Here is a 22,095-nt window from a genome sequence, read left to right as displayed (position 1 = left end):
GGGCAACGGTGCGTCATCACGTGGCTACGTCATGCACGATGGTTCCGGCCGCGAGCGTATTCATAGCGCCGATCTCGAAATCCATGAGGATTCGGCTGCGCTCTGGCGACATCACGACGGCCAGGTACTGAACAGGCCGCTTCTGCTCGTCATAGATCAATCGGTTGATGCGCATGAGCGGCTGCCCCGGCGGCACCTGGAGCAATCGGGCCTGTAGCGGCGACGCGGCGATGGCTGTGTATTCCTGCACCACGCGGTCGAACCGAACACCGCGCTGCATCAGCAACTCAAAGAGCGGTTGCGCTTCCAGGTCAGCCTGATTGACTTCGCCTATATAGGCCTCCGGCACCCAGGCTTCCGTAATCATCACGGGCACCGCAGCCTTTCGCCGCAAACGCGTGACATGCAACAGGCGCGAATCGTCATCGACGTTCAGAAGTTGTGCGATGTCGCCGCCCGCCACGGGGTGCTCCAGGCTGAGCACTTCCACCTGGGTATCGCCAGAAATCTGTCGCAGCGATTCGATGAACCCCAGCGTTGCCATCGGGCGCATTGCGGGTAGCTCAAGCCGGACGAACGTGCCTTTTCCCTGCCGTTTTTCCACCAGCCCCTCGGCTTCCAGATCGGCCAACGCGCGTCGCACTGTGATGCGCGATACGTCAAACAGCGCGCACAGCTCTTCTTCCTTCGGAAGCATCGTTCCCGAGCGGTACTGACCGCGGACGATCTGATCACGCAGCACGGTGAACATCTGGCGATGCAAAGACGTGCCCGGGCTACGTTTCAGTGCAGTTGAATTCACATTTGAGGTCATCTTTAGCGCATCTCCCTTGACGGCCGGAGCTTAGCCGAACTTTCCCTTGCGGTGTTATGTGTATCACATCATAATGACATGACAACATAAACTGTGGTGACGGCCTGACCCGGATAGCCACATCGATACACGGAGACACCATGACCCATCAGACGCTGTCGGCAATGCGGGAGACGCAGGTCTCCAGCGCCCGCCTCACTGCCGGCGAGTTGGCCGCACGCATCGACCGCCTTCCGGCGACGCGCAGCATCTGGAGCTTGGTGTTGTTGTTGTCGTTGGGTGCCTACTTTGAGTTCTACGAACTCTTCTCCACGGCCTATGTGCTGCCCGGGATCATCAAGAGCGGCGTGCTGAGCGCCACCACCGAGGGGTTCTTTGCCTTCAACGGCGCAGCGAGCTATATCGCGGCGACATTTCTTGGCTTGTTGATCGGCGTGCTGGCCTTCGGCTCCGTCGCTGACCGGCTTGGGCGACGTTCCGTGTTCACGGTCGCGCTGCTCTGGTACTCGGTGTCGGCCGTGTGTATGGCGTTCCAGCACGATGCGGTGGGGCTCAACTTCTGGCGGCTGATGACCGGCATTGGCCTTGGCGTCGAACTCGTCACGATCGATGCCTACCTGAGTGAGCTGGTGCCCGCGCGCATCCGCGGCCGGGCATTTGCGGTGAGCACGGTGATCTCCTATCTCGCAGTGCCTTCCGTTGCACTGGTCGCCTGGTTGCTCGTGCCACGCTCGGTATTTGGCCTGGAAGGCTGGCGCGTTGTGATCCTGCTTGGCGGCGCCGGAGCATTGCTGGTTTGGCTGCTGCGCCTGGGGCTGCCGGAAAGCCCGCGCTGGTTGGCCAGCCATGGCCACTTGGAGCAAGCAACCGCCGTGGTGGAACGCATGGAAGCAAAAGCGCTTCAACAGAGCGGCCGCTCCTTGCCGATTCCTCAGCCACCCCGTGCGGTTGCGGTGGGCGAGCGAGCCTCCTTCCGCGAGATCTGGCAAACACCGTACCGACGCAGAACCGTGATGCTGGTGATCTTCCACGCCGCCCAGGCGATTGGCCTCTATGGCTTTTCCAACTGGATGCCGACCTTCCTGGTGCACCGCGGCGTGGGGCTGTCATCGAGTCTGGAATACGGGCTGATGGTCTCGTTTGTGGCGCCGCTCGGCCCGCTGCTGGCGGTGAGCTTTGCCGACCGTGTCGAGCGCAAGTGGCTGATTGTGGCCGCAGCGTTGGTGATGTCCGCCGCCGGCGTGATGTTCATCAATCTCGACAGCGGGCTCGCCATTCTCATCACGGGTGCTTTGCTGACGCTCTGCGGAACCTTGATCTCGCTGGGTTTCCATGCGTACCAGGCCGAGTTGTACCCGACACGCAGCCGGGCAATGGCGATCGGCTTTGTCTACTCGATCAGCCGTGTCTCTGGCGCGTTGAGCGGGTTTCTCATCGCGGCCTGTCTGAAGTATGCCGGTGTGCCCGGTGCGGTCGGACTGATCGTCGGCTGCATGCTGATCGTCGCCTTGAGCATTGGCTTGCTCGGCCCCCGTACCGCAGGACGCTCGCTCGAAGACATCAGCCGGTAATGCGACCCGGCCGCACCATCTGCGCGGGCTTCCAGTGCCCGCCTTTCAAGAACCACGCCAGGAGTTATCCATGAACGCTGCAACCCAATTACGCCAACTGCTCGCTCGGCCAGAAATCGTGGTCGCCCCAGGAGCCTACGATGGACTGACCGCACGCCTGATCCAGCAGGCAGGATTCGCTGCCGTCTACATGACCGGCGCCGGTACCGCCGCCGCGCGCGGGTTCCCCGACTTCGGCCTGCTCGGCATGAGTGAGATGGTCGACAACGCCGCCGTGATCGCGCGCTCGGTGGACATTCCCCTCATCGCCGATGCGGACACCGGCTATGGCAATGAACTGAACGTCACGCGCACCGTACGCGAGTTCGAAGCGCGCAACGTTGCAGCTATCCATCTGGAAGACCAGGTTTTCTCCAAGCGCTGCGGCCATCTGGATGGCAAGGAGATCGTCGAGCGCGATGAATACATCGCCAAGATCCGGGCGGCTGTCGCCGCGCGGCGCAATCCGGATTTCACGATCATCGCCCGTACCGACGCACGCGCCGTCGTCAGCCTCGACGAGGCCATCGAGCGCGCCAATCTGGCCATTGAAGCGGGCGCGGATATGGCGTTTGTCGAAGCGCCTCGCACGCTGGAGGAAGTCGCGGTCATTCCGCGCGAGGTGAAGGGGCCCTGCCTGCTCAACCTGGTGCCCGCGGGGCGCACGCCGCTGCTGCCGTTTGCCCAGGCGCAGGACTTGGGCTACCGCATGGTCATCCTTCCTGGCCTGCTGTTGAAGGCAACCATGGAAGCGGGTGATGCCGTTCTGCGAGATGTCCGGCAAACCGGCCAGATGCCACCGCTCAAGATCGACGCGAGCGTCGCTGAGTTCTTCCGCCGCTTTGGCTCGGACGAATGGAGCGCACTGCGGCAACGCTTCCAACAAAACCATCAAGGGTGAGCCATGGGACGTACGCTTTTCGACAAAGTATGGGATTCCCATGTCATCAAGGACCTGGGCGACGGATGGGCTCTGCTGCATATCGATCGGCACCTGCTGCACGACCTTTCGGGGGCACCCGCACTCGGCGAGCTGGCCAAGCGATCGCTGCCGCCGCATAGCCCGGAGCTGTGCTTTGCAACGCCGGACCACGTGGTCTCCAGCGCGCCGGGCCGCACCGAGAAGACCTACCCCCTCGGCGGCATGCTCTGGGCCGGCCTGAAGCAGGGAAGCCAGAACGGACACATCCGCTTGTTCGATCTGGGGCAGCCCGGCCAGGGCATCGTTCACGTCATGGCGCCCGAACTGGGGATCGCCCTGCCCGGCACCACGCTGGTGTGCGGTGATAGCCATACCTGCACCAACGGCGGCCTGGGTGCGCTGGCATTCGGTATCGGCTCGTCCGAGATCGTGCACGTGCTCGCTACCCAGACGTTGCGCCAGCAGAAGCCGCTACGCATGCGCGTGCGCGTGGAAGGAACTCTGCCGGTAGGCGTGACGCCCAAAGACCTTGCACTGCACCTCATCGCCAAGCTCGGCGCGTCGGCGGGCGTCGGATATGCCGTGGAGTTCGCGGGGCAGACCATTGAGGACATGTCTATCGAAGGCCGTCTGACGCTGTGCAATCTGGCCGTCGAGCTGGGTGCCAAATACGCGCAGATCGCGCCGGACGACACGACGTTCACCTACTTGCGCGATCGGCCCTTCGCACCGCAAGGCGAGTTGTTCGAGCGTGCCGCGCAGGACTGGCGCGCGTTGTCCAGCGATGCCGATGCGGTGTTCGATTGCGAAGTGCAGTGCGATGCAAAGAAGGTGCCCCCAACCGTGACGTGGGGCACAAGCCCAGATCAAGCCATGTCGATCGATGGCCGCATCCCAGACCCGGAAACGGCTGAGGACGCAGCGCGCGCAGAAGCGTGGCGCACCGCGCTGGAGTACATGGGGTTGGACGCAGGCCAGCCATTGGCAGGCACGCCGGTGGATTGGGTCTTCATCGGGTCCTGCGCCAATTCGCGCCTATCGGATCTGCGTGATGCGGCTAGTGTGGTCCGGGGCAAGAAGGTGGCGCCCGGCGTGACGGCCTGGGTGGTCCCGGGCTCCGAGCTGGTCAAGCGCGCCGCCGAGGCCGAAGGGCTCGACGTGGTGTTCAAGAACGCCGGGTTCGAATGGCGTGAACCGGGCTGCAGCATGTGCGTTGCCGCCAATGGCGAACGCGTTCCATCCGGTGCCCGAGCCGTCTCTACGTCCAACCGCAATTTCGTTGGCCGCCAAGGGCCGGGCGCGCGCACCCACCTGGCAAGCCCTGCGATGGCCGCCGCCGCTGCCATCGCCGGCGCCCTGATCGATATCCGGAGTCTCTGACCATGCAACCTTTCAAAACGCTCGTCGGTTTGGCGGCGCCGTTGCCACGCGCCAACCTGGACACCGACGTCATCATCCGCATCGAACGGTTGACCACGGTGCCCCAAAACGAGCTGGGCCAGTATGCCTTTGAGGCAATCCGGTACCTCGCCGACGGCACCCCTGATCCGGAGTTTCTTCCGGCGCGGCCCGAATTCAACGGCGCGTCCATTCTTGTCAGCGGCGCCAATTTCGGTTGCGGCTCCTCGCGCGAAAGTGCCGTTTGGGCCCTGCTCTCCATGGGGTATCGCTGCGTGATCGCCCCGAGCTTCGGGAGCATCTTCTACAACAACTGCTTTCAGAACGGCGTCCTGCCGCTCACGCTGGACGAAGCACAAGTCAACGCGCTGACAGCGCTTGCGCGTCAAGCCAAACCGTTCACAGTCGACCTTGAACGCCAGGTCATCGAGGTCGACGGCCGGAGTTGGAACTTCGAGATCGACGCGTTGCGCAGAGACATGCTCCTGCAAGGGCTGGACGAAGTGGGCGGCACCCTGCTGGAAGACGACTTGATTCGCGCATGGCAGGCAGCCGATCGGGAGCGTCGGCCGTGGGTGTGGAATCTCTCGGGTGTCCAGTTCGACGGGCGAGGCAAGTCATGCTAGGCCGCGTCTTGGGGCGTTTGCTCAAAGGGCGACGGGCCGGTGAAGACCGCCTGGCCTGGTATCACCCAGCCGTCTCATCGGCACCAGCGCTGCTGGAATTGCGCAGCGAGAGCTTCAGCGAAGGACAGTCGATTCCCATCGCGCATGCCGGCCACGGTGTGGGTGCAAACCGATCGCCCGGCCTTTCATGGCACAACGTCCCGCCCGGCACCCAGGAACTGATCCTGATTGTCGAGGATGCCGACGCGCCTCTGCCCCGGCCGTTTGTGCATCTGGTCGCCACTGGCATCCGGCCGACATCGGTTGGGCTGCCTGAGAGCGCACTGAATGCCGCAACGAACACCTACGCATCGCTGGGGCGCAACAGCTTTGGCAAGGCGATCTACGCGGGCCCGCGAGCCCTGCCCGGACACGGCCCACATCGATACAGCTTTCAACTGCTGGCCCTGAACCGGGCACTGCTGTTTTCCGAGCCGCCGCGGCTGCGGGACGTGCTCGACCGCCTGGATGGGGCGGTGCTGGCACGAGGCCGCCTGAATGGTGTCTTCGAACGGTTTTGAACCACATGGAAAACAAGATGAACGTACATGCTCCACGCCAGGCCAGCGACCCGACAGGGCCGACCGGGCAACTCGCCACATGGCTGGCCAACTTCACACTGAGCACGGTGCCCGAGGCCGTGCTCGAACGCGCACGGTTGCTGCTGCTGGACGGCGTCGGTTGCGCGCTGGTCGGCGCGCAGTTGCCGTGGTCGCGCATTGCCGTCGAGTCGGTCCTTGGGCTGGAAGCCGAAGGGCCATGCAATGTCATCGGCTGGGGCCGCAAGACCACGGCGCCTGTCGCAGCGTTGCTGAATGGCACCTTCATCCAGGGTTTCGAGCTGGATGACTTCCACCCGCTCGCGCCGTTGCACAGCGCATCCCTGGTGTTGCCCTCGTTGCTGGCCACGGCGGAAAAGCTGGGCGGTGTGAGTGGTGAGCGCTTGCTGGCCGCCGCGATTGCCGGATTCGAGGTGGGGCCACGTGTGGGCCTGGCGCTGCATGGCGGCCAGATGCTCTCGCGCGGCTGGCATTCGGGGGCTGTCTTTGGCACGCATGCGTCCGCGGCCGCATGCGGCGTGTTGCTCCAACTGGACGCCGCAGCATTTGAGGATGCGCTTGGACTGGCCGCAACGCAGTCTGCGGGGTTGATGGCGGCGCAATACGAAGCGATGTCCAAGCGCATGCACCACGGCTTTGCCGCACGCAACGGGCTCTACGCAGCGCACCTGGCGGCGAGCGGGTACACCGGCATCCAGCGCGTGTTCGAGCGTGATTACGGCGGCTTCCTCTCAACCTTTGGTGAGGGGCACGCGCCCGATGCCACGCAGATCGCGCATGGCCTTGGCGAACACTGGGAAACGCCGACCATCGTGCTCAAGGCCCACGCTGCCATGGGCGGATTGCACTCGGGGCTCGATGCGCTGTTTGATCTCATCGCCAAGCATCAGCTACGTCCCGATCAGATCGACAGCATCGATGTCGATCTGTCTCACGCCGTCTACCACCACGGCTGGTGGGAGCTCGAGCGGCCGATTACGCCCATTGCGGCGCAGATGAACATTGCCTATGCGCTTGCGGTTGCCCTCCTCGATGGCGAAGCCATGGTCCGGCAGTTCGCTCCGGAGCGCATTGATCGTGACGATGTCTGGGCGCTCATTCCACGGATTCGCGCCCACCACGACAGCGCGTTCGACAGCGCCGGCCCGCTGGGTCGCGGCCGAACCCGCCTGCGTATCCGTCTGCGTGACGGCACCGCGCTGCAGGCCGAGCAACCGGCACCGAAGTCTGCGTTGCAGCCAATGCGCCGTGACCAGGTGGTAACGAAATACCGCCGGCTCACTGACGGCCTGCTGCCAGCACCGCGTCAGCGCGCCATCGAGACTTGTCTGCTGGAGCTGGAGAGCCTTGAGGACTCCGCCACGCTCAGTGAGCTTCTGGCCTGGCCAGTGGCATCGGCTTTTTCTTGACGTCATCGGAAAGCAAACCCAGCAGTTGCTTTAGAACGGCCACCTAAAAAAACGAGGAGACAACACAGCATGAAATTGAAGACCATCGCCGCCGCGTCGCTGGCGACCTGCGCAGGTGCCGCGCTCGCGCAATCCAGTGTCACGCTCTACGGCGTGCTCGACACCAACATTGAGTATGTCAACAATATGTCGTCAATTGCACCGGGGAGCGCGGGGTATCCTGGGCCAGCTGCCAGCCGAGTGGCGTTGAGTTCGGGTGCGCTCTCCGGATCGCGCTGGGGGTTGCGCGGAGAAGAAGATCTTAGCGGCGGAAACAAAGCCCTCTTTGTGCTGGAGAGCGGTTTCGGCGTCGATGACGGCAAGCTCCAGCAGGGCGGTCGGCTCTTCGGCCGGCAAGCGTTTGTCGGCCTGGACACCGGTTTCGGCAAGTTCACCTTCGGTCGGCAGTACACCGCGATCTTCGATACGCTGGCCAACTTTTCGCCAACCGCCTATGCCACCCAGTACGAGCCCGTCGTGGCCATGACTGGGCTGAACTTCCGGTCAGACAACACAGCCAAGTACACCGGCACGTTTGGTAGCGTCACCGCGATTGCCCACTGGTCTTTCGGCAACGGCGTCTTTGGTGCGGGTGAGGTGCCAGGGCAGTTCAAGCGTGACAGCGGTTACGGTGCGGGGCTGAACTACGCAGGCAATGCGTTCGGTGCTGCGCTGGCCTACGACGCCTACAACCCATCGCTCGCACCGTTCGGGGACACCGGCTACGGCAGCTCGAAGAAGCTCGCCGCCGCTGCGAGCTACCTCGTGGGTCCAGCCAAGTTGATTGCCGGGTACCGCTGGGGACGGACCGATTTCTCCAATAGCGCCACGCTCATTCGGGACGATTTGTGGTGGGCCGGCATCAACTACCAGGTGACGTCTGCGCTCATGATCACGGTGGAGTACGACTACGACCAGGTCAAGAGCCTGCAATTGTCGAAGGCCGGAAAACCATTGAGTCAATCCAACCCTTGGCAAATCAGTTTCATCGCTGACTACAACCTCTCGAAGCGCACCGATGTCTACCTGACGACCGCCTATGTCAGAAATGCCGGGTTGAATTTCGATACTTCAGCGGTGGGCTTCGTCAACGGCTACTACCCGGGTGCTGGCCAGACCAGCATGGTGGGTGTGGCTGTCGGCATGCGCCACAAGTTCTGAGGACCGCGTCAACGAAAGTCTGTCGAGGTGCTCTACGTGGCACCCGAACACCGTAAAGCGCGCGTACGCCAGTCAATTCTGCAGACGAAGGCCACCAGCCAGGGCAGCGGTGCTTGTGGCCTCTTGCCGCAAAGCCGCTGCATCTCGAACGCCAGGCCCTGCTCTGCACGGCAGGACGGCTCAACTGAAGTTTCTGACCTCGACGATCATACGAAAGCGCCGCAAGCTCTCGAAAGGATCCATAAGCGCCTCATGACCGATGCACATGTCTCACGCGTATTGGTTTTGCGTCAGAAAATCTGCAACAGAGAACGTTTTGGCGATTGTTGGCACGGTAACCTAGAACAGGTAGGCACCCTACCGGGAACGTCGTTGTTGCGACGCCGACGTCGCTGCCCTGTTTCAGCTGGCTCCATGCGTTGGTGCATTCATTAAGAACGCGCGCCGACCGGTTCCATAGAACCACGCCTGCTCCACTGCGCAGGGCAATCGCAGAAGATTCATCTCTCACTGGGCCATCACATTGCGGCGCAAATGCACCCGTCAGATTTGATCATCTCAACATCTAAAGGTTTGTACTGTCCGCAAGGTGATGTCTTTATCGACCCATGGAGACCGGTAGATCGCGCGATCATTACGCACGCGCATAGCGACCACGCTCGCATCGGCCATCAGCACTATCTTGCCGCCGCACCCGGTGCGGGTGTATTGCGCGCTCGCCTGGGCGACGATCTCCCTCTGCAGACGCTGCCGTATGGCGAGTCCATCGTCCACAACGGTGTCCGGGTGAGCTTTCATCCGGCGGGGCATGTTCTTGGGTCAGCACAGGTCCGGCTGGAATACGGCAATGCGGTCTGGGTCGTTTCCGGTGACTACAAAGTCGAGGCAGATCGCACCTGCGCACCGTTTGAACCGGTGCGCTGCGACACCTTTATCACTGAATCCACCTTCGGGCTGCCGATCTATCACTGGCGGCCTCAGGCCGAAATCTTTGCGCAACTCAATGCCTGGTGGCACAGCAATGCTGAGGCGGGCCGCACCAGCGTCGTGTTTTGCTACGCGTTTGGCAAGGCACAACGCATTCTTGCTGGACTCGATGCCGGTATCGGGCCGATTGTTTCGCACGGTGCCATGCTGCAAATCGATGCGGCGTATCGGGAAGCCGGCGTTGCGCTACCCCAGACGCAGCTTGCGACCGAGGTGGATCGTGCTGATCTGCGCCGGGCCCTGGTGCTGGCGCCACCATCCGCGCAGCGCACGCCGTGGATGCGCAGGTTTGGCGACTACGCAGATGCCTTTGCCAGTGGCTGGATGCAGCTTCGCGGCGCACGGCGGCGGCGCGGTGTCGACCGGGGCATTGTGCTGTCGGACCATGCTGACTGGCCTGGCCTGCTGCAGGCCATTGAAGCCACGGGTGCCGGACGTGTCTACGTTACGCATGGGCAGGTTGCGCCGATGGTGCGCTGGTTGTGTGAAGGCGGACTGGACGCCCGCGCCTTCGCCACCGAATATGGCGACGAGGACGATGCAGCTGAAGCGCGCGACGCTACTGCGCCATCGGAACCGCTGGAACACCCTCGGCCATGAGAGCGTTTGCCGATCTCTATGCGCAGCTCGATGCAACCACATCGAGCAACGCCAAACTCGCCGCACTGGTGAAGTATCTGCGCGCTGCCCCGGACGCTGACGCCGCATGGGCGGTGTACTTCTTGGCGGGAGGCAAACCTCGACAGCTTGTGCCCGTGCGTGTGCTGGCCAGCTTCGCCCAAACTGCGTCTGGCTTGCCAGCATGGTTGTTCGACGAGTGTTATCAAGCGGTGGGCGATCTGGCTGAAACCATCGCCCTGGTGCTTCCGGAGCCCAACCTTGAGGACGACGCCAGCCTAGCCGAATGGGTGGAAACCAGACTGCTTCCACTGCGCGGCCAAGCGCCCGAACTGGTGCTCCCGCGCCTGACCGCGTTGTGCCGGGGCCTGCCATTGCATGCCCGACTGGTGCTCATGAAGCTCATCACCGGCGCGTTCCGGGTGGGCGTATCGAAACTGCTGGTGACACGGGCGCTGGCGGAAGTTGGCGACACCGACCCGAAGCATGTGGCGCAGCGGTTGATGGGCTATACCGACATCGGCCAGCCGCCCACTGCCGAGCGTTACCGCGCCTTGTTGGCCGATGCGAGCGTCGACGGCCATACGCTCGACGCCGGGCATCCGTATCCGTTTTTTCTTGCGCACCCGTTGCAGGCAGCGTTGGAGGCGTTCGACGCGCTGCTCGGTCCGCCCAGCGAATGGCAGGTCGAATGGAAATGGGATGGCATCCGCGCGCAACTCGTGCGTCGCGCCAACAGCACCTGGGTATGGTCGCGTGGCGAAGAGCTCATCACGGACCGCTTTCCGGAACTGTCGACCATGGCGGACACCTTGCCTGCGGGTACGGTACTCGACGGCGAGATCGTGGTCTGGCACGAAGGCCGCGTGCAGCCGTTTGCACTGCTCCAGCAACGCATCGGCCGAAAAACGCTGAACGCGCGGGTGTTGCGCGATGCGCCTGCCGTGCTGCTGGCCTATGACCTCCTTGAATGGCAGGGGCAGGATTGGCGTGAGCGGACGCAAGGCGAGCGGCGCGCGCAACTTGAACGCGTGATCGCCGAGTTTGCTCACCCGGCGCTGAAACTCTCGCCACTGCTGCAGGGTGACGATTGGTTGCACCTTGCGCGCCAGCGTGAAGCCTCGCGTGAGCTCGGTGTAGAGGGGCTGATGCTCAAACGGCGCGACGCACGCTACGGCGTAGGCCGCACCAAAGACGTGGGCGTGTGGTGGAAGTGGAAGATCGATCCGTTCTCGGTCGATGCGGTGCTGATCTACGCGCAGCGCGGCCACGGGCGCCGTGCCAGTCTGTTCACCGACTACACCTTTGCCGTATGGGATGCCCCGCCTGAAGCGCCCGCGCGCAAACTGGTGCCCTTTGCCAAGGCGTACTCGGGCTTGAGCGATGCGGAGATCCGTGAGGTCGACGCCCTCATTCGCAAAACCACGGTGGAGAGCTTCGGTCCCGTGCGCAGTGTGGCCCCGACGCTGGTATTCGAACTCGGCTTTGAAGGCATTGCCCGCAGCGCCCGCCACAAGAGCGGCATTGCGGTGCGGTTTCCGCGCATGCTGCGCTGGCGGCACGACAAGCCGGTCGCAGAAGCGGATACGCTGCAGACGCTGGAAAGCCTGCTGCCCCCGCCATGAGCGAGCCCGACCTGCCCGACCTCGATGCGTGGTTTGCCGCGCGCGGCTGGACGCCGATGCCGTTCCAGCGCCAGGTATGGTCTGCCATGGCGCGCGGTGAATCGGGTCTGCTGCACGCGACCACCGGCGCGGGCAAGACCTACGCCGTCTGGTTGGGGGCACTGCAGCGGCTGGCGCAGGTGCGCGGGCGTGGCGGGGCACCGCCGCTGTCGGTGCTATGGCTCACGCCCATGCGCGCGCTGGCCGCTGACACCACGCGCGCACTGACGGATGCGGCACAGGCACTGGCACCCCACTGGACATTGGGCCTGCGCACCGGCGACACCAGCAGCGCCGAGCGTGCCGCCCAGTCGCGCCGCTTGCCCACCGCGCTGGTCACCACGCCAGAAAGCCTCTCATTGCTGCTCACGCGTGCCGATGCGCGTGATGCGTTGGGCTCGGTACGCGTGGTGGTCGTCGATGAATGGCACGAACTGGTGGGCAACAAGCGCGGCGTGCAGGTGCAGCTTGCACTGGCCCGCCTACGAACGTGGTCGCCCGAGCTGGTCGTGTGGGGCCTGTCGGCCACGCTCGGCAATCTGGCACAGACCATGGATGCACTGAGCGATGCCCGCGCGCCCTCCACCGGCACGCTGGTTCAGGGCCACCTGCCCAAGCGCATGGAAATCGACACGTTGCTGCCTGACGGCGTGGGACGGTTTCCTTGGGCGGGCCACCTGGGCATGGCAATGCTGCCGCATGTGGTCCAAGAGTTGGAAAGCGCTCGCACCGCATTGGTGTTTCTCAACACGCGGTCGCAAGCAGAGCTTTGGTATCAGGCAGTCATCAATGCCCGACCGGAATGGGCAGGGTTGATCGCGCTGCATCATGGCTCATTGGATCGTGCGACGCGGGACTGGGTCGAGACCGGGCTCAAGCAGGGCTTGCTCAAGGCCGTGTTCTGCACATCGAGCCTGGACTTGGGCGTGGATTTCCTCCCCGTTGAACGCGTGCTGCAGATCGGCTCCCCCAAGGGCGTAGCGCGGCTGCTGCAGCGGGCGGGACGATCGGGCCACGCGCCAGGCAGGCATTCGCGCGTGACCGTGGTACCCACGCATAGCCTGGAACTCGTGGAGGGAGCTGCCGCGCGCGCGGCGGCCATGTCCGGCCGTGTTGAAGCCCGCACGTCGCCTCACAAGCCACTGGACGTGCTCGTCCAGCACCTGGTGACAGTGGCGCTGGGCGGCGGCTTCGTGCCCGATGCGTTGCTTCAGGAAGTGCGCCGCGCATGGGCTTACCGCGATCTGCGCGATGACGAATGGCAATGGACGCTCGACTTCGTACGCCAGGGCGGCCACTCGCTCACGGCGTATCCGGACTACCACCGCGTCACCCCCGATGAGCTCGGCGTCTGGCGCGTGCCCGATGCGCGGCTCGCACGGCGCCACCGCATGAGCATCGGCACCATTGTCAGCGATGCCACGATGAACGTGCGCTGGTGGCGTGCTGCCGGTGGCAGTGCGTTGGGGTCGATCGAGGAAGGGTTCATCGCGCGACTGCGCCCGGGCGACAACTTCCTGTTCGCCGGCCGGCTGCTGGAACTGGTGCGCGTGCAGGACATGACTGCCTATGTGCGCCGTGCCAGCGGCAAACGCGCAGCGGTGCCGCGCTGGAACGGCGGCCGCATGCCGCTTTCTACCGAGCTGGCGCACGCCGTGGTCGCACAATTGGATGCAGCGGCGCACGGGCGCTTCGAGAGCCCCGAGATGGAAGCCGCGCGCCCGCTGCTGGAACTGCAGGCGCGCTGGTCTGCGCTGCCCAGCACGACCACGCTCGTGGCCGAAACCCTGCATTCGCGCGAAGGCTGGCACCTCTTCCTGTATCCATTTGCCGGGCGGCATGCACATCTGGGGCTGGCGAGCTTGCTTGCCTGGCGGGCGGCCAACCGCGCGCCCAGCACGTTCTCGGTAGCGTTCAATGACTACGGCCTTGAGCTCCTGTCGGCCACGCGCATTGACTGGCCCGCGCTGCTCGCCAACGGTGACCTGTTTGCCACGCACACGCTCATGCAGGACGTGTTCGCCAGCCTCAATGCCGGTGAGCTTGTCCAACGTCGCTTTCGCGAGATTGCGCGTGTTTCCGGCCTGGTGTTTCAGGGGTACCCTGGCGCGCACAAGAGCACTCGCCAGTTGCAGGCGTCTTCCGGCCTGTTCTATGAGGTATTCCGGCGCCATGACCCGGGCAACCTCCTGCTCACGCAGGCGGAAACCGAAGTGCTGCGCCAGGAGCTGGTTCTCGATCGCATCGAAGCCACCCTCGTGCGTATGCACGGCCTGCGCCTGCAGGTGTGCGAGCTGAAGCACCCTTCCCCATTTGCCTTTCCATTGATGGTGGAGCGCTTTCGGGAGCAGCTATCCACCGAGAAACTGGCCGATCGCCTCGCCCGCATGCTGGCCGATGCCGAACATGCCGCCGGACCCGAGCCGACCGATCCGGACGCGGCAGAGCGGCCGGTGATCGACACCGACGTGCAGGCCGCGCTACGAATGACCGCATCTGCGGATGATGCCGGCAAGCGCAGCCGGCGACATACCCGCCGACCGCGCAAGGCGTCAAAACCGCTTCCGTTGCTATGACCGGGCGCCAGGTTCTCGTCATTCAGTGCGGGGGTGACACCGTGTGGCTCCTGCCGGAGCGTGCGCTGTGGTGGCCTGCGCAGCGCATGCTGATGGTGGCGGATGCGCATTTCGGCAAAGCGGCGACGTTTCGCGCACGCGGTGTGCCTGTTCCCGCCGGCACTACGGCCCAGGCGATTGCGCGATTGGACGCCATATTGGAACGACTGCCAGTGATGCATATTGCGTGGCTGGGCGATCTGCTGCACGCGCGCGAAGCGCATGCTGCAGTGGGCTCTCTGGTCGACTGGCGTGAGCGGCATGCCGACGTTGTCTGCACGCTGGTCCGCGGCAATCACGATAGGCATGCGGGCGACCCACCAGCCAGCCTTCGCATCGACGTGGTGGAAGAACCCTGGATCGTCGGGCCGTTCGCGCTGTGCCACGAACCGCAAGCGGTGCCTGGCCACTACGTGATCGCCGGACACGTGCATCCGGGCGTTGTCATCAGTGGCCGCGGGCGGGATCGGCTGCGACTGCCGTGCTTTCGCTTTGGGTTGGGCTGCGCACTACTGCCAGCGTTCGGTGAATTCACTGGCTTGTGGACAGCGCCTCCCACACCGGATGAAACGCTATATGTCACCGCCGAGGGACGTGTCTGGCGCCTATCGAGCTAAAGGCACACACAGCCAATGGCATTGGCTCGCCACGCAATATCAATGACAATATCGGCTGCGCCGGCGTGACACGTCCTCGATGGTCATGACGGCATCTCACCACCAAACTCGGAGAACGCCATGCGTGACATTATTGACGGTTTCCTGCGCTTTCAGCGCGACGTTTTTCCGCAGCGCATCGAACTTTTTAAGCAACTGGCGACATCACAAAGCCCCAAGGCGCTGTTCGTGACATGCTCTGACAGCCGCGTCGTCCCTGAGCTGCTTACGCAGCGCGAACCGGGCGAGCTTTTCGTGATCCGAAATGCCGGCAACATCGTGCCATCGTACGGTCCGGAGCCAGGGGGTGTTTCGGCTACGGTCGAGTATGCGGTCGCTGTACTCGGTGTGCGCGACATCGTCATTTGCGGCCATTCGGATTGCGGTGCGATGGGGGCCATCTCGCGCTGCACCTGTCTCGATCATCTGCCAGCAGTGGCCAACTGGCTAAGGCATTCCGATGCCGCAAAAGCGATCAACGCCGCGCATGAATTCGACTCGCCTCGCGCCAAACTTGACGGACTCGTACGCGAGAACGTCATCGCACAGCTAGCAAACCTGCGCACGCATCCTTCGGTTGCATTGGCGCTCGCGCAAGGCCGAATGAATCTGCACGGCTGGGTATATGACATCGAAACTGGCAGCATCGATGCGCTCGACGGCACAACACGCCGCTTTGTGCCACTCGCAGATTCGCCGACCACGGTTGCCGTCACGTCCCGGAACGAGGGCTCGGTGGGGTGAGGTAGGTGGGCGCGGGCCCGTGTACTGCGGCTGCGAGCCACCGGCTGCACGAGTACACGGCCCCACGCGAACAGGGTTACCACCGCACAAACGCAACCTGCGGTGTGCGGTAGAGATTGCGGCGCACGCGCTATTGAGAAGCGTCGTCTGACACGCCGACACCGCCGCTTTTCATGACCGTAAACAGGTCAGTCAGTGCGCCTTCAAGGTAGGGAAAGCGGAATCGGTAGCCCGCTTCCATCGCTCGCCGGGGCTTAACGTGCTGACTCCCAAGAAAGAGGATCGACATGTCCCCCAGCACAATTCGCAACGCCCATGCGGGAACGGACAAGAGCATCGGGCGGTTGAGTGCCCGCGCCAGCGTCTGAGCGAACTCCGTATTGCAGACGAGGTGCGGCGCACACGCGTTGAATGCGCCCCGGCAGTCTTCTCGCTGCAATAGGAAGTCGATCAGGCCAACCTCGTCGTCGAGATGAATCCACGGCATCCATTGCCGGCCGCTACCAAGGCGACCGCCAAGCCCCATGCTGAACGGCAGACGTAGCCTCGGCAGCATGCCGCCATGACGGGCAAGCACCGGAGCCGTACGCAGTAGGACGACTCGCATGCCGAGCTGCTCGGCGCGCTGAGCTTCTTGCTCCCACGCCACGCAAAGCTGACTGCCAAAGTCACCTTCGCCCGGGCGGCTGTCCTCATCCAGGGGCGCGTTCCCGCGGTCTCCATACCAGCCAATGGCGGAAGCCGAGAGCAACACGCGAGGCCGCCGCACACGCTGGCCGAGCCAATCCACGAGTTCACGTGTGAGGTCGATACGGCTGCGCCATAGGACCCTGCGTCTCTGCGCGGTCCACGGGCGGTCGGCAATGGGTGTGCCGGCCAGGTTGACTACCGCATCGAACGGCTCGGCGCCATCCAGCTCGCGCAGCGCGGCAACACCCTTTGCGCCGGCGCACAGCGTTGGCACACGTTGCGGAGTACGGCTCCAGACAACGAGCTCATGGCCCTGCATCTTCCAACAGTGGCAAAGCGCTTGCCCAATCAAGCCGGTGCCGCCGGTCAGCAATATACGCACGGTTGTTCAGGGGTCATGTTGAGGGGAGGATCGGGTCAGCCGGCTTGGCGCGTTGCTCTACAACGTTTCCAGCCGCGCGCGCAGGCTAGCGGCATGCGCGCGCAGGGCATCGAGCGCCTCTGCCGGCATGTTGGCGAGTTGGCGATACACCATCGCAAGGCGAGGGTTGCGGTCGAATACCGCTGCGTGACGCATGAAGAAATCCCAGTACAACGCGTTGTACGGGCAGGCTCGCTCACCAACGCGCTGCTTGCTGTCGTAGTGGCACCCCTTGCAGTAATCGCTCATGCGCGAGAGATAGGCCGCACTGCTCACATACGGCTTGGTGGCGATGCGTCCACCGTCGGCCCATTGGCTCATGCCAACCGTGTTCGGCAGTTCCACCCACTCAAAGGCATCGATGTAGACACCGAGGTACCAGCGGTGTACCTCGGCAGGCGCGATGCCTGCCAGCAACGCGAAGTTGCCAATCACCATGAGGCGCTGAATGTGATGCGCATGCGCCGTTTGCAAAGACTGGCCGATTGCCAGCTGCAGGCAACGCATCTGCGTGTTGCCGCTCCAAAACCACGATGGCAGCGGCGCCTGATGATCAAGCGCGTTGCAGGATTCATATCCGGGCATGTGCGCCCAATAGATGCCGCGCACGTATTCGCGCCAGCCAAGGATCTGGCGTATGAAACCTTCGACAGCAGACAGTGGTGCCCCACCCTCCCGATATGCGGCTTCCACCCGAACGATCACCTCGCGCGGACTGAGCATCTTCACGTTCAAGGCAAACGACAGGAGCGAATGGAACAGCCTCGGGCTGGTGCTGCTCATCGCGTCTTCAAAATCGCCAAAATGCGGTAGCGTCTGCACGACAAACGCCTCCAGGCATGCCAGCGCCTCCGCGCGATTCAAGGGCCAGCGAAACTGCGCGGCCTGTGGGTCTCCAAAGCTCTTCACGCCACTGCGCTCCAGCGTGGCCCATAAATCGCGGTGGTCATGGCTAGGACGCGCGTCAACGGGTTCGCTCGGCGTGCCGCGCCACGGCTTGCGATTGTCGCGATCGAAGTTCCACTGCCCCCCTTCCGGATTGCCGTTGTCGTCCAGCAAGACATGATGGCGTCGGCGCATATCCCGATAAAACCGTTCCATGAGCCACTGTTTGCGGCCCGCAAACATCGTTGCCAAATCATGCCGACCCGTCATGAAGTGTTCTGTGTCCGCTTCATGCGTGGTCAGGCTCTGATTGGCCGCCCAGGCGCGCAGTTGGGCATCGAGCCGCCATTCGTCGGCGGACTGCCATTCCACGCGTATGGCTTCATACCGCTGGGCTAACGCAGCGAGGTTGCCCGTCACCGACTGTGTGTTGCTCGCGTCGTCGATGGACAGGTAGTGCACCCGATGGCCTTGCGCCAGAAGGTAACGAGCGAAGTCGCGCATGGCCGCAAAGATGGCGAGGATTTTTTGCGCATGGTGCAGCACGTAGTCCGTTTCCTGACGCACCTCCATGAGCACATAGACCACATCGCGATCCACCTCAGCAAACCACGAGTGCTGTGGGTTGAGCTGGTCACCGAGCACCAGCCTCACAGTCTTGGCGCCATCCATCACGGTGTCCCCCAGAGGCGAAGGTACTGCCCCTCTGCATCGTATTGCGACAACTGCTTCTGGATATTGAAGCGCCGCCCTCCCCGCGGATCAGTCCCCCGACCCGCGATGTACAGCCAGTTGCCCTGGTTGTTGTAGACGTCATAGTCCACCAGTTGCGCTTCGAACCAGGCCGCGCCCGCGCGCCAGTCGCCCCCGAGTTCGTGGACCAGATAACTGGCCACAACTTGCCGCAGCCGGTTGCTGAGGTATCCCGTCGCCTGTAGCTCACGCATTGCAGCATCCACCAGTGGTTCGCCCGTGCACGCCTGGCACCAACGCTCGAACGCCTTGGCGTTATGTCGCCCCTTAGGGTGCTCCACCAGCCCACCTGCCCGGTACAGCCGACGCCCGTGCTGCAGATGCAGGAAGCGAAAGTAGTCCCGCCACAGCAGCTCGAACCACAACCAGTAGCTGCCATCGTTGGCGCCATTCGTTGCCTCGAACTGCCGGAGCTCGGCCATGATCCTGCGCGCGGACAACGCACCCGTGGCAAGCCACGGTGACCATTTGCTCGAGTAGTCGACACCAGTCAGCGCGTTTCTGGTGCGCTTGTAGCTGTGCGGCAGTTTGCGCGCCAAATACTGCGTCAGATGGGCCAAGCCGGCAGTTTCACCACCGTCAAACGCAGGGGTGCCGTAAGGGAATGACGAACGCATATCCTGGGGGCGGCGCTCGACACTGTCCGCGGCCGAAGTGCAACACAGGCTGGGTGGGACGTCGACGCCCGGAGGCCATGGCATGATTCGCGCCGGCAGCTTCAGGGGCACAGGCGGTTTAACCCCTAAGCGCTCCACCTCCTGGCGAAAGGGTGTGAAGGTACCTGGCAAGGCGTGCACGGCCCACGGCAAGTCACCTGGCTCAAGCAGGCTGTTCTGCCACAGGGTATGGACCCGCAAACCGGCGTTGCGCAGCGCCTCGACCTCGGCCTGCTCTTGCGGGGCGGCGATCTCCTCGCACACCACGGCGGTGGCGCCTACAGCGCGTGCCAACGCAGGAAGCGTGGTGCAGGCCGCCCCCCTGCACTGAAGCAATCGGCTGCCCAGGCGGGCAAGCTGACCATCCACGTCGCGCAGGGCCGCCGCCAGCACTGCACGGCGATGACGACCGACGCGAGTGAACCCCCACGGGGTCGGCTCATCGTAGTCCGCATGGCAGTACACCGGCACGACGTACCGGGCGCCACTCGTGCATGCGGCACGCAGTGCAGGCTGATCGTGCAGACGCAGATCGCCGCGAAACCAGAACAGCACCGTACTCAAGCCGCCCCCTCTTCACCGGCAACCCGTTTGCGCGCCTGACGGCACCGTGCTGAACAGTACTTGACCCCGTCCCAGGTCTTCGCCCACTTCTTGCGCCAGACAAAGGGCAAACCACATTGAGGGCACTGTTTGCTCGGCAGGTTCTGCTTCTTGTGCATGCGTGAGGTCAGACATCGAGACTTTGCTGCTGATGCATGGAGCAACGCGGCATGGTCATGCCCCCGCAGATCACGCTTGAACCAGACCACGGTGAACGTCATCGCAGCACACCCAATTATTTGGCTGGGACTGGGTCCTGACGTTCGTGCGACACCCAGATCATCGCCGCGGTGTCGATGCCGAGCCCGCGCGCCCGCGCAACAACCGACTCGCGCTGCACCGGGTCAAGATGCTTGTCGCGCGCCAGGATCCAGCAGTAGCTGCGGTCCGGCCCCACGACGAGCGCCCAACGGTAGTCGGGATCGAGTGCCGCCACGTGATAGCCGCCGTAGAAGGGCCCGAAGAACGAGACCTTTAAAGAGCCGGTGCCGTGATCCCCGGTGAACAAGGCCCTGCCGATCGCTTGCCGCCACATTCCGGTGGTGGGATCAAAACCGCGGTTCACCACGCGCACGCTCCCGTCAGGCTGTGACTCGTACGTTGCCGAAACATCCGTCAAGCCGCGCTCGAACGCGTGATCCAGCCGCGCCTGCTCGTACCATCGGCCCTCATAGCGCTGGAGATCGAACGGTGCGACTGGGTAGATGCCCTGTGGAGGACTGGTCGGAGCGCAGGCCGCCACCAAGACTGCGCAAGCCATCATCACGCCCAGCAGTTGCAAACGCCCTCGGCGCCCTCGCGTTACCCCTGTCGACGGCGGCAGGTGTTTCCGCAGACACCACAGACACCACATGCGTTTGAACAGATGGTTGATCCAAGAAGCGGTGTGATCGTCGTGCATGTATCTCACCTTTTGCCTTGTCTGCTGGACGGCTCTGCCACCTGCGCCTCGGCACCAGGAGGGCACGCGTGGCCGCGCCAGCCGCCTTGAATTGCGACACCCAGATTCATGAAACGAACTCGGCCGATGGCATCAACGCTCGGCATTGCTGTGACGATGCCGTGGAGTATAGGGAAGCAAGGGGTTTGCTGCGCCCTGCTGGTTGCGAATTCGGCCACCAATATCAACGCATTCTCGACTCACGTGCCAGCCACGCATTTCATCGCGCCAAAAGGTTTTGTCTTCTGATGCATTCAGCCACTAGCCTCATGCTGTGATCAGGAGAGATCGTGGGAAAGCACAACACCTCAATGGAGCCACGTCGCTATCGAAGCGGTGAAGCCGCCCGTCTGGCACGGATGCCCGCCGCCACGTTGCGGATCTGGGAACGTCGATATGCAGTGGTCTCCCCCCCAAAGACCCCTTCAGGTCAACGTCTCTACTCAGACGACGACTTGCAGCGGCTGCGGTTGATCAAGACCCTCGTGGATCAAGGGCACCCCATCAGCGCAATCGCCGGCCTCGACTGGGAGGCACTGAAAGCACTCATGCTGTCACGGGAAAGCACACCGCCGGAGTTACCCGAGACGCTCTCTCTCCTGGTCGTTGGCCCCGCAGACATGCCGAGCGCTGGATCGGCGTTTGGCAGCATGCGCATCTGCATGCGTGCCGGTTCCATCGAGGAAGCGTTCCAATACGCCGATACCGGGAAGACAGCGGATGCGCTGTTTGCCTCGGTCACGTCCCTGCATGTCGAGACGGTCGCACGCATCGTGGCACTGGCAGAAGGCGTACATGCAAAAGCGGTTAGCGTGGTCTACGCATTCGGCACCCGTCGCGCAATTGAACTGGCGGGTCTTGCGGGAGTGCGCGCCATCGGCCAAGCCGACACGCAGGCCAGGCCCGCACAACTGATCGCCGAACTCGCTGACTGGGCGACGGCACATCGACAGGCAGACATGCTGAATGCCGGCACCGGGCCGCGCGCGATGCGCCGCTTCGACGACAAAGCCCTTGCCACTCTCGCAGATATTTCGTCAGCCATTCAGTGCGAATGCCCGCGGCATCTTGCCGAGCTTGTACTGCAACTCAGCGCGTTTCAACGCTACAGCGATGAGTGCAGATCGCAGTCGCCTGCTGATGCCCTGCTGCATCACCGCCTTGGCACCGTCGCGAATCGCGCGGTGCAACTGCTCGAGACCGCGCTGGCAGAAATTGTGCGTCAGGAAGGACTGGTGAACCGCGCGCTGTCGCAAGCGGTTTGAGGGAATCGAGGTCGGAACAA

The 22,095-nt window shown here is 63.5% G+C and carries 20 protein-coding genes; 14 read left to right on the top strand and 6 right to left on the bottom strand.

All coding sequences use genetic code 11. The features are described from left to right. Positions 1-16: 16 nt before the first annotated feature. Positions 17-751, bottom strand: coding sequence for a GntR family transcriptional regulator (locus tag F7R11_RS22740; RefSeq protein ID WP_021193780.1), 735 nt, complete (start codon positions 749-751; stop codon positions 17-19). Between the two features lie 203 nt (positions 752-954). On the opposite strand from F7R11_RS22740, the gene F7R11_RS22735 reads away from it, so the two are divergent. The 12 genes from F7R11_RS22735 to F7R11_RS22680 all read left to right on the top strand — a co-directional run bounded on the left by F7R11_RS22735 (position 955) and on the right by F7R11_RS22680 (position 15,862). Then, the gene (locus tag F7R11_RS22735; RefSeq protein ID WP_064807614.1) at positions 955-2,385 is read left to right on the top strand and encodes an MFS transporter; all 1,431 of its coding nucleotides are present in this window, start codon (positions 955-957) and stop codon (positions 2,383-2,385) included. A 70-nt stretch (positions 2,386-2,455) separates the two neighbouring features. Next, entirely contained in the window at positions 2,456-3,325 is an 870-nt protein-coding gene (locus tag F7R11_RS22730; RefSeq protein ID WP_064807616.1) for an isocitrate lyase/PEP mutase family protein, read from the top strand. A 3-nt stretch (positions 3,326-3,328) separates the two neighbouring features. Then, positions 3,329-4,726, top strand: a complete 1,398-nt coding sequence (gene leuC / locus F7R11_RS22725; protein ID WP_064807618.1) for a 3-isopropylmalate dehydratase large subunit — start codon at positions 3,329-3,331, stop codon at positions 4,724-4,726. 2 nt (positions 4,727-4,728) lie between these two features. Further along, positions 4,729-5,370 (top strand): 3-isopropylmalate dehydratase small subunit, encoded by a 642-nt coding sequence (leuD, locus tag F7R11_RS22720; RefSeq protein WP_064807620.1) that lies wholly within the window; start codon positions 4,729-4,731, stop codon positions 5,368-5,370. Between the two features lie 8 nt (positions 5,371-5,378). After that, positions 5,379-5,930 (top strand): YbhB/YbcL family Raf kinase inhibitor-like protein, encoded by a 552-nt coding sequence (locus F7R11_RS22715; protein WP_231973377.1) that lies wholly within the window; start codon positions 5,379-5,381, stop codon positions 5,928-5,930. 17 nt (positions 5,931-5,947) lie between these two features. Next, a complete protein-coding gene (locus tag F7R11_RS22710) occupies positions 5,948-7,378 on the top strand; it encodes an MmgE/PrpD family protein (protein WP_064809063.1) in 1,431 nt (476 codons plus the stop codon). Between the two features lie 69 nt (positions 7,379-7,447). After that, positions 7,448-8,578 (top strand): porin, encoded by a 1,131-nt coding sequence (locus tag F7R11_RS22705; RefSeq protein WP_064807622.1) that lies wholly within the window; start codon positions 7,448-7,450, stop codon positions 8,576-8,578. Positions 8,579-9,112: 534 nt separating this feature from the next. Beyond that, complete coding sequence (locus F7R11_RS22700) at positions 9,113-10,165, top strand: ligase-associated DNA damage response exonuclease (protein WP_064807624.1); 1,053 nt, start codon at positions 9,113-9,115, stop codon at positions 10,163-10,165. Next, entirely contained in the window at positions 10,162-11,808 is a 1,647-nt protein-coding gene (locus F7R11_RS22695; RefSeq protein ID WP_064807626.1) for an ATP-dependent DNA ligase, read from the top strand. Before F7R11_RS22700 ends, F7R11_RS22695 begins: the two co-directional genes overlap by 4 nt. Then, entirely contained in the window at positions 11,805-14,423 is a 2,619-nt protein-coding gene (locus F7R11_RS22690; protein WP_064807628.1) for a ligase-associated DNA damage response DEXH box helicase, read from the top strand. Before F7R11_RS22695 ends, F7R11_RS22690 begins: the two co-directional genes overlap by 4 nt. Beyond that, complete coding sequence (gene pdeM, locus F7R11_RS22685) at positions 14,420-15,079, top strand: ligase-associated DNA damage response endonuclease PdeM (protein ID WP_064807631.1); 660 nt, start codon at positions 14,420-14,422, stop codon at positions 15,077-15,079. The genes F7R11_RS22690 and pdeM overlap by 4 nt, the downstream gene beginning before the upstream one ends. A 120-nt stretch (positions 15,080-15,199) precedes the next feature. Further along, positions 15,200-15,862, top strand: a complete 663-nt coding sequence (locus F7R11_RS22680; RefSeq protein ID WP_064807632.1) for a carbonic anhydrase — start codon at positions 15,200-15,202, stop codon at positions 15,860-15,862. A 130-nt stretch (positions 15,863-15,992) separates the two neighbouring features. Here the strand turns inward: F7R11_RS22680 and F7R11_RS22675 are convergent, their stop codons facing one another. Genes F7R11_RS22675 through F7R11_RS22655 form a run of 5 tightly spaced genes read right to left on the bottom strand, consistent with a single transcriptional unit; the run spans position 15,993 to position 20,633 of the window. Next, positions 15,993-16,934, bottom strand: a complete 942-nt coding sequence (locus F7R11_RS22675; protein ID WP_064807634.1) for a TIGR01777 family oxidoreductase — start codon at positions 16,932-16,934, stop codon at positions 15,993-15,995. Between the two features lie 57 nt (positions 16,935-16,991). Beyond that, positions 16,992-18,530: a cryptochrome/photolyase family protein gene (locus F7R11_RS22670; RefSeq protein ID WP_064807636.1), complete on the bottom strand. Its 1,539-nt coding sequence runs from the start codon at positions 18,528-18,530 to the stop codon at positions 16,992-16,994. Then, positions 18,530-19,831, bottom strand: a complete 1,302-nt coding sequence (locus tag F7R11_RS22665) for a DASH family cryptochrome (protein WP_064807638.1) — start codon at positions 19,829-19,831, stop codon at positions 18,530-18,532. The genes F7R11_RS22670 and F7R11_RS22665 overlap by 1 nt, the downstream gene beginning before the upstream one ends. Then, complete coding sequence (locus F7R11_RS27545; RefSeq protein WP_151180568.1) at positions 19,828-20,091, bottom strand: DUF2256 domain-containing protein; 264 nt, start codon at positions 20,089-20,091, stop codon at positions 19,828-19,830. The genes F7R11_RS22665 and F7R11_RS27545 overlap by 4 nt, the downstream gene beginning before the upstream one ends. 14 nt (positions 20,092-20,105) lie before the next feature. After that, positions 20,106-20,633, bottom strand: a complete 528-nt coding sequence (locus F7R11_RS22655; RefSeq protein ID WP_231973403.1) for a lipocalin family protein — start codon at positions 20,631-20,633, stop codon at positions 20,106-20,108. A 264-nt stretch (positions 20,634-20,897) separates the two neighbouring features. Between F7R11_RS22655 and F7R11_RS27120 the strand changes: the two genes are divergently transcribed. Next, on the top strand, positions 20,898-21,059 hold the full coding sequence (locus tag F7R11_RS27120; protein WP_156669030.1) for a hypothetical protein: 162 nt from the start codon (positions 20,898-20,900) through the stop codon (positions 21,057-21,059). A 41-nt stretch (positions 21,060-21,100) separates the two neighbouring features. After that, positions 21,101-22,075, top strand: a complete 975-nt coding sequence (locus F7R11_RS22650; protein WP_231973379.1) for a MerR family transcriptional regulator — start codon at positions 21,101-21,103, stop codon at positions 22,073-22,075. The last annotated feature ends 20 nt before the right edge of the window (positions 22,076-22,095 follow it).

It is taken from the genome of Ralstonia insidiosa, from assembly GCF_008801405.1.
Taxonomy (GTDB): domain Bacteria; phylum Pseudomonadota; class Gammaproteobacteria; order Burkholderiales; family Burkholderiaceae; genus Ralstonia; species Ralstonia insidiosa.
This window is presented reverse-complemented; position numbering and strand designations above follow the sequence as displayed.